This window comes from Protofrankia sp. BMG5.30, from assembly GCF_001983005.1.
Classification (GTDB): domain Bacteria; phylum Actinomycetota; class Actinomycetes; order Frankiales; family Frankiaceae; genus Protofrankia; species Protofrankia coriariae.
In genome coordinates this window covers 109,140-120,532 of the sequence record NZ_MOME01000025.1, presented here as the reverse complement: position 1 = coordinate 120,532, position 11,393 = coordinate 109,140, and the positions used below count along the sequence as shown (strand labels likewise).

The window sequence follows — 11,393 nt, the reverse complement described above, 5'->3', positions numbered from 1 at the left end:
AACATGACCGAGTTCGGCAAAAGCGAACTCCTCACCACCGACACGCTGGAATCCGCCGGTGTGAGCGTGGTCATCTATCCCGTCACCCTCCTGCGCCTGGCGATGGGTGYCGTCGAGGACGGGCTGCGCCGCATTCGCGCCGACGGCACCCAGGCCGGCCTCGTCGACCGGATGCAGACGCGCGCACGCCTCTACGAACTCCTCGACTATCCCGGTTACAACGCCTTCGACACGAACATCTTCAACTTCCGGATCTGAGTATCCGGCGCCTTCGTCTGGACGGACGTCGTCATGACCACCACTGAACCTTCGGTGCGCAAGGGTCTGGCCGGAGTCGTCGTCGACACGACCGCCGTTTCGATGGTCAGACCCGAGACCAGTTCGCTGACCTATCGCGGATATCCGGTACAGCAGCTTGCCGCCGAATGTTCCTTCGAGGAGGTCGCCTACCTCATCTGGCACGGCGAGCTTCCCACGACCGAACAGCTGCGCGGCTTCACCGGGTCCGAACGCGCCCGGCGTGGCATCGACCATCGCGCCGGCGGGGTCCTTCCGGCGGTGCGACCTGTCGACCGCACCGCCGGAACCAGCCCGATCAGCCTGATCATTTCCGGATGATCTCCAGCTTCCCCAGGTGCGACAGGAAGACGGTTCAGGACGCCGCGAGAGCCTGGTGGTCAGCCCAGCATGTTCTCGACGAGGTCGGCGGCTCGCACGGTGCCGCCTTCGGCTCGTACCTCGGCGCGCAGTTGCGCCGAACGGCGGGCGGTCTCGGGATCGGTGACAAGTTCGGTCAGGGTGGCCCGCAGAACCGCGGAGGTGGCCTGCGAGGTGTCGACGCGGCGGGCCACACCCAGTTCGACAAGCCGGTCCGCGTTGGTGAACTGTTCGGCGGCCTGCGGGACGGCGATCATGGGTGTTCCGGTGAACAGCCCTTCGCCGCTGCCACCCATTCCCGCGTGGGTGACGAAGGCGTCGGCCTGCTCGAGAATCGCCAGTTGAGGAACCCAGGGGTGCACTTCCGTATTGGACGGGACGGCGCCGAGTTCCCCGGGGTCCGTGTGCTTCCCGATCTGGAGGACGACGTGCCAGCCGGGCATGTCGCCGTATGCCGCCAGGCACTGACGGTAGAACTCCGGCTGCCGCGTGTACGCCGAGCCAAGGGAGACCAGCAGCACGTTCTCGGCATCAGCCGGACGCGTCCAGCCATTCTGTTCCGTCCGTGGGCCGAAACAGGGGCCGACAAACGTCACCGTGTCGGTGTCGACCTGGTCCGCATGCGGCTGCATGGCTCTGGGGATCAGCGCCAGAGCCCGCGGCGGACGGCCGGCGAAGGCGTCCATGTCCGTGGTGGACGCTCCGCACCCGGCGAGCCAGCGGGTGAACTTCGCCCGGTACGCGTCGGCGCCGGGCAGTTGCCACAGCTGCGTCGTGACGTCCTGCTCGTAGCCCTTCCAGGCCACGAAAGTCGGTGAGAGCTGCAGGAGGGGGCGGCCCTGCGCCTCGGCAAGGGCCCGGGCGGCGTAGGCGCCGATGTCGTAGAGGTACAGGTCGGCGCGGTCGCGGTCGTAGGCGGCGTGTAGCCRCGGGAGTGCCTGGACGGCGTCGTCGAGGAAGAGGTGCATCGCGGCGATGGGATCGTCCGGCCAGTTGTTGTCGGCGACCGGCAGCCCGGAGGCGTACGGGACGAATTCGGCGCCGGTGGCTGTGACCAGGTCGACCACGGCCGGATCATTGGCGTATGTCACCCGGTGGCCGCGGTTCACCAGCTCGCGGACGATCTCGATGCTCGGGAGGACGTGACTGACGGCGGGAATACCGACCATCGCGACATGGGCGCGGTGACGGGACATGGAAAATCACTCGATTCAGGTCTACGGATAAAGGGACACGACAGACCGGTGTGCGGCCCGTGACGGCACAGCCTGCCGTGGGACACACACCGGTCCGCGGGGCGGGAAGCAGCGATGCCGTCCCCGCCGGTGTCAGCCGTAGATCTGAACCTGAGCCATGTGCCTGACCTTAACCTGTTCCGAGCCCGGGCCGCCGTGGCCCGGGTTATTGCGACGACCGGTCAGTTCTGGCTGTTGAGATAGCCGATGCCCATCGCACCCCACCATCCGGCCTGGGACAGCAGGTTACTGATCACCGATCGGGCCAGGAGCATCCGGGACGCAATGGCGGCGGACCGTTCCAGGCGGTGCTGGACCGCCTGGATATGCAGGCCGTTGAGCGCGATGAGGAGTACCAGCCCGATCTTTACCCGCGTCATCGGCGTGGACAGGTCGGGATGCAGCAGGACACCGCTGAGCACGAGCCCCGTCAGCCCGGCCCAGATCAGCAGATGCAGGCCGTCCGCCACCCGGATGACGTCCGGGAAGCCGCGCCGGCCGAACAGCCACAACAGCGCGAAGAAGTCGATGGCGAGGACCGCGCCGAACCCGGCCACGAGTGAGGCGAGATGAACGAACAGGGCGGCGGTGTGCAGGGCCGGGTCGGCGGTGACGTGGGTGGCGGTCCAGACGGCCGCCGCCCACCCGAGGATGAGGATCATCCCAGCCGCGAGGAAACGGACCCACCGTGGCAGAACTCCGCCGTCGGGTGGGGAGGCCTGGGTGATGATCAGGGCCGGGACGGGTCGCGGGTCCGCGGCTAGGGAGATGAGCTGCTCGGGAGCCGTCCCCTTACCATCGACCATGATCAGTGCTTGAGTGTGACGTCGGTGAAGGTGGCAGTCGCGCCGCTGGCCAACGCTGGCGTATGACCTTCCTCACCGTGCCGGAAGAAGGTCGGTATCCCGACTGTCGCGCGCAGCGTGTAGCTGCCGTCCTGCGGGACTGTGAAGTTGTTCGCGTAGTGGAAGAACTCGGCGTAGTAGAAGTTGAGTGCCTTCTCGTCCACGACCGTGCCCTTGTCGTCGACGACCGCGAGTGTGATCGGTATGTTCGGCACGATCCGGCCGGTGGCCGCCTCGATGGAGATGATCTCGATGTGGTGCGTCTCGCCGGCGGCGGGCTTGCGGAGCACCTGTTGCCCGCTGTTGCCCTCGTACCAGCTTTCGGCGGGCTCGACAATATAGGCGATCCGCCACGGCCCGGTCTGGACTTCTCCTCCCTCGGAGCGGATTTCCTGGGCGAGCGTCGTGTACTGCTCGACCACGCCCTCCGGCACCGCGGTGGAGGCGGTCGAGGTGCTGACCGGGTGTCCCGGGGATGTCGTCGTGGCGTCGGTCGTCGAGTCGTCGGAGCAGGCGGTGAGGCCGAGCAGTAGGGAGACGGGCAGCGCGAGAAGGGCTGTTCGCCGGGACACGCATCCTCCTTCAGAAAAGCTTAACTATTAACTTAAGATAACCTAAGTGGATCATGTTTCGTCAACTAGATCACTCTTACTGCCAGTGGAAACACTCTCCGTGAGAACTGTGGGCTCTAGGAGGCCTCGGCTTCCCGGCGCACCGTCGACAAGAATGATCCGAACCATGCCCGGGCGCTCATGGGGCCTTGCGTGAGGCGGCGGACAGGCATGGGAGAAGAAGGTGGGCTGGTCAGTCATGCTGGAAACCGGTGGCGGTGCGGTCGAGCGGGTCGGGTGGGAGGCCGAGGTAGGTGGCGCGCAGGTGGTCCCAGGCAGCCAGCCGGCTGAAGTCGGGGACGGCGCGTATCTGCTGGCTGTCGGTGAGGAAGGGGTTGGGGAGCAGCACGGTCATCATCTGCTCGTCGATGGCGTTGAACATGCGGAATCCCCGGCTGATGGGAGCGCCCGCCGGGGTGACGCGGCGGTAGAGCTCGGCGCGGGCGCAGCGGCGGATACGGCCGAGTTCGGGGCCGCTGGCGGTGTGCTGGCCGATRCACAGGTGGAAGTGCCAGCGGCCGAAGTCGACGGTGAGGTACCCGTCGTACATGGTGATGCTCGTCGGGGGATGCGGCGCGGCGATCTCCCAGGCTGCGCCCTGGACGATGACCCCGAAGCCGATCTGCCGCCAGTAGTCGGTGAACAGGTCGGTGATGATGGCGCGGAGGGTCGCCTCCTCGGTGGGCACCCGGAACAGGTGCAGGATGCCGTTGCCGGGTTCGTCGACGAGCTGGTAGGGGACGGCGGTGGTCATAGCGGCTCCGTTCGGGTGGCGGCTCGGGTGGCGGCGGGTGCGCCGGTGAGCGGGCAGTCCCCGCAGGTGCCGCCTCCGGGAGTGCGGTAGTAGAGGCAGCAGCTGCGGCGGGTCACGGAGCCGAGCTGGAGCCGCCCGTCGGAGGCGACGATGTGGTGGGTGCTGCCTGCCAGCGGCGGAAGCGCCAGGAGCTGGGCGGCCAGTGGCAGGGTGTCGCGGGCGGGCCCGGCCCCGCCGGCCCCGGTGTAGCGGGTCAGGACGCGGACGGCACCGACGAGGGCGGAGGCGGTGTTGCCCCACAGCAGACCGGCCGCGACCCCGGTGGTGGCACGGACGGCGTCGGCCAGCGGGCGCAGGTGGCCGTCGACCACAACGTCGATCATCAGGGTGGCCAGGGAGCGTGGGTCGATGGTGCCCTGCGGGTGCCATCCCCGCGGGTCCGCGACCCGCAGGTGGGTGGGCGTGCCGTCGGTGGTCGTGGCGTGCAACTGGTCGGCGGGCAGGTCCGGGACGAGCCCGCTGACAGCCCAGCAGCCGAGCACGATCGACCAGATGCGGGCGGCGTAGCCCAGGAACAGGGTGGAGGCGGCGACCCGCGCCTCGGCCGTGCCCATGCGGGCGGCGAGCTGTTCAACGGCGGCGGCGAGAGGCTCGCCGGCCTGGTAGAGCCGCGTCACCGGGGAGAAGACCTCCGCCGGTGTGACAGCGGAGCCGACAGAGCCGGCAGTGCAGGCGGAGCCGGTGGGGTCGGCGGGACGGGTGGTGCTGGTGGTGTCGGCAGGCCCGGTGACGCCGGCGAGGGGAGCGGTGTCGCTGGGGCCGCCGGCGTTGGCGGGGCCGGTGGGGCCTGCGGTGTTGCTGGGGCCGGCGAGATCGAGCGCGAAGTAGGGGCCGATGTCGGCCAGCTTGCGCAGGGCGGTGGCGAGCGCCGCGGGGTCGGCGCGCCGCAGCGGCCAGGGGTGGCGCGCCCGGTCGTGGGCGTGGGCGCGCATCCAGGCGGCGGCGTCGGCGACTGTCGCCAGCGTGCTCCGGCTGCCCGCGGCCATGGCCAGATATTCCCCGCTGGGCAGGGCGGTGACCTCGATGTCGACCGGCCCGGTCGGGGACAGCCGCCAGCCCTCCCGGCGCAGAGCCCGTTCGAGCGCCCCCCGCGCCGCATCGGGAACGGGGACATCGGGAACGGAAGCGTCGGGGCCGGGAACGTCGGGAACGGACGCACGGCCCGCGGTGATGACGCGGGCGGTCCCGACCGCGGGCGGGTCAGGGGCGAACGTGGCGGTCACGGGGTCGAAGCGCAGGCCGTCGGTGTCGAAGGCGGCGGCGAGCCGGCCGGTGAGGGTGAGGTGCTCAGGGGTGCCGGCGTGCAGCGTCCGGTCGCGGTCGAGCAGCCAGACCATGTCCGCGACCCGCAGGGCGAGCTCGAGGTCGTGAGTGGAGACGACGACGGCGAGGTCGTGGTCACGGGCCAGGGCGCGCAGCAGGGCGGTGACCGCGACGCGGGCGGTCACGTCGAGGTAGGCGCTCGGCTCGTCGAGCAGCAGCAGCGTGGGCTGCTGGGCGAGCGCGCGGGCGATGAGGACGCGCTGCCGTTCCCCGTCGGAGAGCTCGTCGACGGGCCGGCCGGCGAGCGGGCCGGCCGCGACCACGGTGAGCGCCCAGTCGACGACCACCCGGTCACGGGCGGTAAGGGCGCCGGTGAGCCCGGTGTGGGGGTGCCGGCCCAGGCCGACGAGTTCGCCGGCGGTGAGCAGCGGGACGTCGACCTGGTCGGTGAGTACCGTGCCGATCCGCCGCGCCCGCTCCAGCGGGCCGAGGCCGGTCAGGTCGACGCCGTCGAGGGTGACGCCGCCGGCCAGCGGTGGCTGGAGCCCGGCGAGGGTGCGCAGCAGGGTGGACTTGCCCGCGCCGTTGGGCCCCAGCAGCACGGTGAGGTCGCCGCGGCGGGCGTGCGCGGTCAGGCCGGTCAGCACCGGCCGGGCGGTGCGCCCCTGCCGGTAACCGACGGTGAGGCCGGTCAGGCGCAGCCCGTCGCGGGCACCGTCGGACGGGTGTGTCGTCAGGTGATCAGCCGGGCGGGCCATCAGGTGATCCCCGCGGCGGCCGGCCGGGCGCGCAGCAGCACGGCGATGACGACGGGGGCGCCGACCAGGGAGGTCACCACGTTGATCGGAAGCACCAGGCCGGTGCCGGRCAGTTGGGCCGCGGTCGAGCAGGCCAGCGCCACCAGGGCGCCGGTGAGCACCGACGCGGGCAGCAGCAGCCGGTGGTCGGACGTCCCCAGCAGCCGGCGGGCGATATGCGGGACGGCGATCCCCAGGAAGGCGACCGGCCCGCAGAACGCGGTCACGGTGCCGGCGAGCACCGAGGTGCCCATCAGCGTGACGGTGCGTACCCACCGTACCCGTACGCCTGCCGTGCGGGCGTAGTTCTCCCCGAGCAGCAGGGCGTTGAGCGGCTTCACCGAGGCCATGCCGGCGGCCAGCCCCAGGCCGATCGTCGGGGCGAACACCATCAGGTCGTCGGTGGAGGTGCCCGAGAAACTTCCCAGCGACCACGTCCAGTACTGGATGGCCCGCTGCGGGGAGGTCCAGGTCAGCAGCAGGCTGACCAGCGAGCTGACCGCGGCGCCGAGCACCACCCCGATGACGAGCAGGGTGACGACCGAACGGACCCAGCGGGCCAGGGTGAGGACGGCGACGAGGACCACCGCCGCGCCGGCCGCGCCGGCGACGATCACCCCGGCCCGTCCGGTGCCCGCCGCGCCCGCGGTGAACGTCGCCCCGGAGCCGCCGACACCGGCGACGACGAGAGCCACCCCGAGGCTCGCGCCCGCGCTGACCCCCAGCGAGTAGGGGTCGGCCAGCGGGTTGCGGAAGAGCGTCTGCATCTGCAGTCCCGCCGCGCCCAGCGCCGCGCCCGCGAGCGCCGCGGTGACGGCGCGGGGGAGCCGGACCTGGGCGATCACGACCGTCCAGCGCGGATCGTGCGGTTCGGCTCCCACCAGCACCCGCGCGGTCTCGCTCAGGGGGACCGCGACCGACCCCACGGCGACCGCGAGCACGAACATCACCAGGGTGGCGGTGGCAAGCCCGGCGAGCACGCCGGCCCGCCGTCGCCCGCGCCGCCCGGCGGTGCCCCCGTCCGCGTCTCTGTCCGGCGCGTCGCCGCCGGGCCGCGCGGACGGGGGAAGCGTCTGCCGGGGCAGGCCGAACGCCGGTGGGCCGAGCACGGGCGGCGCTGCCGTGGCCGCCGTCATTGTGGCCCCCGTCATTGTGGCCGTCGTTGTGGCCGCAGCCGTCGTTGCCGTGTCGTTCGTGCGGGTGGCTGCCGTGGTCATGCGGGCAGCTGCCGGTAGAAGGCGAAACGGTGCCCTGGCACGGCGTCCGGGTGCAGGATCGCGACGAGGTCGCCGAGAACCAGGTCGGGGCGGGTGACACCGCGTTCCCAGTAGTCGTTGCCGCCGCCGGGCCCGATGGCGAGGGTGTTCGACCACACCCGCCCGCCGCGGACGGCGGCGAGGGTGCCGTAGCGGGAGTCGGCCGCGACCGCCTCGCCGATCGTCGTCCACTCGCCGTCGGTGAGCCAGACCGGGGCGTCCCCGCCCCTGGCGTACACCGCCTCGAAGCTCAGCTCCAGGCTGCCGGTGTCCCGGCTGTCGGCCCACGGGTAGACGGCCCCGGCGTCCGCGAGGAGTTTGCCGACGTAGCTGCCGCCCGCGGGCATGTACCAGGTGCCCTGGTACATCGACCCGGGCAGGACCCGCACCGGCGGCCCGCCGGCGGCCCTTGCCCGGGCCGCGATCGCGGTGTAGTCCGTGGTGATCTGCTCGAAGACCTTCGCGGCCTTCTCCTCGTCGCCGGTGAGCGCGGCCATCACCTTGATCCATTCGGCCCGTCCCAGCGGATCACCCTCCAGCCATTCGGCGTTCGCCAGGACGGTGCCGCCGGCCCTGCGGATCGCCGGGTACTGCGGTGTGTCCGTGCCGCCCGTCATCAGCACGTCCGGCTGGGCGGTGACGACCTTCTCCACGTCGATCTGCCCGCCACCGGCGTACTCGACGACCTTCCCGTCGGCGATCCGCCCGCGGATCCCGGCGTCGACGACGCTCGCCGCGTTCGCCACCCCGGTCAGGACCTCGGCCCGGCCGAGGTCGGTCAGCAGCGGCAGATGGGTGGTGGACGCCGAGTACAGGCTGCGGATCGGCACCTCGACCCGCGGCGCGTCCGCCAGCGCACCGGTGAGCGCCGGTGCCGGCGCACCGCACCGCACGAGTACGTAGGACTCCGGTTTCCCGCCCGGGTACGGCTGGTTGACCGTCAGGATCTCGTAACTTCCGTGGTAGGTGATCGTCACGTTTCTGGCGTGGGTGAACGTGGACTTGACCGGGAAGTAGTCGACGTCCGGGCTGAACCGGCTGATGCAGCCCCGGTCGTCGGCTGCCACGCTCCCTGCCGAGCGGGCGCCGTCGCCGCATCCGGCCAGGAAAGCGACCAGGGCCGCGATGCCGAGCAGCACGGCCGGCTGCCACCGGCGATCCGGCTGTCGCTGGCGATCAGGCTGCCACCGGCGATGTCGGCGCCGCGCCCGCGGTCCGCCGGGAATGCTGGCGGCACAGCTTCTGGCGGTACTACAGATTCTGACAGTACGCATGACGGCACGTGCGGGCACCACGTACACCGACCGCCTCTCCAGCACCTCGTGGAATGGGTCTTTCCGGTGCCGTGGCCGGTCTCCTGGCTGACGGGTCCGCGCCTTCGGCCGGCCTTCCCAGGCATGTGAYGCCCAGTGACCTCCGCTGCGCCGCGGACAGGGCCGAAGACTTCCCGATCACAGTGGCGAGGGCCGCGCCGGTACTCCACCGGCTTCCCGAACGCCACGGCCGGATCAGGCTACCCATCCAGAGCAAACACCTGCAAGAATTGACATCTGAGCAGATGACCAGCCATTGAACGGATGACCAGCCAGGTGGCAGGTCAGGTGGCAGGGCCGCGCGGGGCGAGGCGTGGGTGGCGGCCGTCGATGGGAGTATGAGATCCATGCACCGCATCGCGCCGGGCCGGTCGGCCAAGGTGATCGACGGCGACCGGGCCTGCGATGCCGCGGGCGCGGTGGCGGACCGGGCCCGCATCCAGCACTGGGCGGCACGGTTCGCGATCCTCGCGGACCCGGGACGCCTCGCGATCCTGCTCGCGGTCCGTCACGCCGGCCCGATCTCCGTCTCCGACCTGGCGGCCGGAGTGGGCATGAACGACACAGCGGTCTCGCAGGCGTTACGTATTCTCCGCTACCACGCCGTCGTCTCCCCGCACCGGGACGGACGTGTCATCCGCTACACCCTCAGTGACAGCAGCATTGTCGATCTGCTGGACGGCGTCCATCCCGCCCCCGCTCTCGCGCACAACGGCATCGCGCACCCGGACGGCTTCGACGAGGAAGCGCATCCGTCGGCGCCGGTGCCCCCGACGGGCTGAGCGCCTGCCTCTCGGGGTGACAGGCCCGTCGCGATCAGGGCTGCGAAAGCTCCTGATGCGTTTGCCCGCGGACTGATCGCCAGGGCCCGGTCCGCCGGATGCGGAGACCCTGCCAGCAGCCCGGCCACCGCCGGCCAGACGACACCGAGCATGTCGGCCAGCGGGACCGAGGCCAGCAGCGCGGCGTTCGCGAGATCGCAGCCGACCATCAGCCGCCGGCGGTCGACCCGGTCGGCGAGGGCGCCGGCGACCAGCCCGAACAGCAGGTAGGGCAGTGCCTCCACGGCGGTGAGCGCCGCCGTCCACGCCGCGGATCCGCTGGTCTGGAAGACGAGTATCGGCAGCAGGACGGCCGGCACCGCGCTGCCGGACAGCGACACCGTGCGCGCGCACCAGAACCGCACGAAGGCCGCGTCGCGGTACAGCGACGCGGCCTGACGGTGGTGCGTTTTTCGCGGCCCTGGCCGCCTCGTCAGCCCCCAGGTTGCGCGGCCTCATCGGTACCGGTGGCGGCAGGCGCCYGGCGGTACCGATGAGGCGGCCCGTGCGGTGGCCCGCGGCCCGGGACGCTGCCGGCCGGCAGCGGTGGTCACCAGCCGGCCGGCCACGGCCGGGTCAGCCCTGGCGGGACTGCCGGGCCGCGGTGTAGCGGGCCGCGACGTCGGCCCAGTTGACGATGTTCCACAGGGCGGTGACGTAGTCGGCCTTGACGTTCTTGTACTGGAGGTAGAAGGCGTGCTCCCAGGCGTCGAAGACCAGCAGCGGGGTGCTGCCGATGCCGACGTTGCCCTGGTGGTCGTAGACCTGCTCGATCAGGAGCCGGTCGGCGACGGGCTCGTAGGACAGCACACCCCAGCCGGAGCCCTGGATCGTGCTGGTGGCGGCGGTGAGCTGGGCCTTGAACGCGTCGAACGAGCCGAAGTCGTTGGCGACGGCGTCGGCGAGGGCGCCGTCGGGCTTGTCGCCGCCGTCGGGGGAGAGGTTCTGCCAGTAGAGCGAGTGCAGGACGTGACCGGAGACGTTGAACGCGAGCGTCTTCTCCAGGCCGACGATGGCGGCGAAGTCGCCCTTGTCACGGGCTTCGGCGAGCTTGTCGAGGGTGGTGTTGGCGCCGGCGACGTAGGCGGCGTGGTGCTTGTCGTGGTGCAGTTCCAGGATCTCGCCGCTGATCGACGGCTCGAGAGCGGCGTAGTCGTAGGGCAGGTCGGGCAGTGCGTAGGTCGCCACGGGTGTGGAGTCCTCTCATCACGGTGAGATATGGGATATGTGCGGGACAGAACGCTGTGGATCCGCTCCTGGTCCTTGGGGCCTGACGCTACGCGGTACCCGGCGCTCCACGGGCGCCTGGCTGGCCGGGATGCGTGCGCAGGGCCGTTGACCGGGTGACCGGGTGGCCGGTCAGGGCGGCGGCTCGGCGACGTAGGCCCGCTGGATCGCGGCGAGCACGTCGCRGGGCCCGCTGTCCGGACCGGCGCGCTCGGCCAGGTGGTCGAGGGTGATGCCGCACAGCGTGGACAGGCCGAGGACGAGTTCGGCCACGGCCGCCGCGGGGTCCGCGCGGTCGGCGCCGTCGGCCATGACCCGTTGGACACTGGTCCAGAAGAAGCCGGGGTCGTCGGCCGAGTCGGTGTAGGCGGTCATGACCTCGATTGCCACCGGCAGGCATCCTCCGGGGCCGCTCCCGATGTCACGCATCGCTACTCCTTGTCGTCAGCGCTGTCTACAACGATGCCTGTCGCGGCGTCCACGGGCGCTGTTACGAACGTCATCGTGAAGTACTTGCAATGAACCTGTAACCGTGRCTGTCCCCGGCGGGAGGA

At 71.1% G+C, this 11,393-nt stretch carries 10 protein-coding genes, 3 pseudogenes and 1 riboswitch; of the genes and pseudogenes, 3 read left to right on the top strand and 10 right to left on the bottom strand.

Annotation, left to right across the window (positions count from 1 at the left end; all coding sequences use genetic code 11):
- Both BL254_RS15435 and BL254_RS15430 read left to right on the top strand, forming a co-directional pair.
- Window positions 1-258, top strand: a pseudogene (locus BL254_RS15435) (methylisocitrate lyase); the annotation flags it as partial.
- A 33-nt stretch (window positions 259-291) separates the two neighbouring features.
- A pseudogene (locus BL254_RS15430) lies at window positions 292-531 on the top strand (citrate/2-methylcitrate synthase); the annotation flags it as partial.
- Between the two features lie 146 nt (window positions 532-677).
- Here the strand turns inward: BL254_RS15430 and BL254_RS15425 are convergent.
- The 7 genes from BL254_RS15425 to BL254_RS15395 form a co-directional block, all read right to left on the bottom strand.
- A complete protein-coding gene (locus BL254_RS15425; RefSeq protein ID WP_076843723.1) occupies window positions 678-1,853 on the bottom strand; it encodes a macrolide family glycosyltransferase in 1,176 nt (391 codons plus the stop codon).
- A 221-nt stretch (window positions 1,854-2,074) separates the two neighbouring features.
- Window positions 2,075-2,698: a hypothetical protein gene (locus tag BL254_RS15420; protein ID WP_047224803.1), complete on the bottom strand. Its 624-nt coding sequence runs from the start codon at window positions 2,696-2,698 to the stop codon at window positions 2,075-2,077.
- Between the two features lie 2 nt (window positions 2,699-2,700).
- Window positions 2,701-3,309, bottom strand: coding sequence for a hypothetical protein (locus tag BL254_RS15415; RefSeq protein WP_047224802.1), 609 nt, complete (start codon window positions 3,307-3,309; stop codon window positions 2,701-2,703).
- 232 nt (window positions 3,310-3,541) lie between these two features.
- Window positions 3,542-4,102, bottom strand: coding sequence for a hypothetical protein (locus tag BL254_RS15410; RefSeq protein ID WP_047224801.1), 561 nt, complete (start codon window positions 4,100-4,102; stop codon window positions 3,542-3,544).
- Entirely contained in the window at window positions 4,099-6,183 is a 2,085-nt protein-coding gene (locus tag BL254_RS28450; protein ID WP_076843721.1) for an ATP-binding cassette domain-containing protein, read from the bottom strand. The genes BL254_RS15410 and BL254_RS28450 overlap by 4 nt, the downstream gene beginning before the upstream one ends.
- On the bottom strand, window positions 6,183-7,373 hold the full coding sequence (locus tag BL254_RS15400) for an iron ABC transporter permease (protein WP_254858177.1): 1,191 nt from the start codon (window positions 7,371-7,373) through the stop codon (window positions 6,183-6,185). The genes BL254_RS28450 and BL254_RS15400 overlap by 1 nt, the downstream gene beginning before the upstream one ends.
- 62 nt (window positions 7,374-7,435) lie before the next feature.
- A complete protein-coding gene (locus BL254_RS15395; protein WP_076843719.1) occupies window positions 7,436-8,617 on the bottom strand; it encodes an ABC transporter substrate-binding protein in 1,182 nt (393 codons plus the stop codon).
- A gap of 190 nt (window positions 8,618-8,807) precedes the next feature.
- Window positions 8,808-9,014: riboswitch (cobalamin riboswitch) on the bottom strand.
- Window positions 9,015-9,138: 124 nt separating this feature from the next.
- On the opposite strand from BL254_RS15395, the gene BL254_RS15390 reads away from it, so the two are divergent.
- Window positions 9,139-9,573 carry a helix-turn-helix transcriptional regulator gene (locus BL254_RS15390; RefSeq protein ID WP_047224799.1) on the top strand — a complete coding sequence of 145 codons (435 nt, stop codon included), beginning with the start codon at window positions 9,139-9,141 and terminating at the stop codon, window positions 9,571-9,573.
- Between the two features lie 203 nt (window positions 9,574-9,776).
- On the opposite strand, the pseudogene BL254_RS28445 reads toward BL254_RS15390, so the two are convergent.
- The 3 genes and pseudogenes from BL254_RS28445 to BL254_RS15375 form a co-directional block, all read right to left on the bottom strand.
- Window positions 9,777-9,953, bottom strand: a pseudogene (locus tag BL254_RS28445) (MFS transporter); the annotation flags it as partial.
- A 235-nt stretch (window positions 9,954-10,188) separates the two neighbouring features.
- Entirely contained in the window at window positions 10,189-10,800 is a 612-nt protein-coding gene (locus BL254_RS15380) for a superoxide dismutase (protein ID WP_013873466.1), read from the bottom strand.
- A gap of 171 nt (window positions 10,801-10,971) precedes the next feature.
- Complete coding sequence (locus BL254_RS15375) at window positions 10,972-11,268, bottom strand: hypothetical protein (RefSeq protein WP_076843714.1); 297 nt, start codon at window positions 11,266-11,268, stop codon at window positions 10,972-10,974.
- Between the last annotated feature and the right edge of the window lie 125 nt (window positions 11,269-11,393).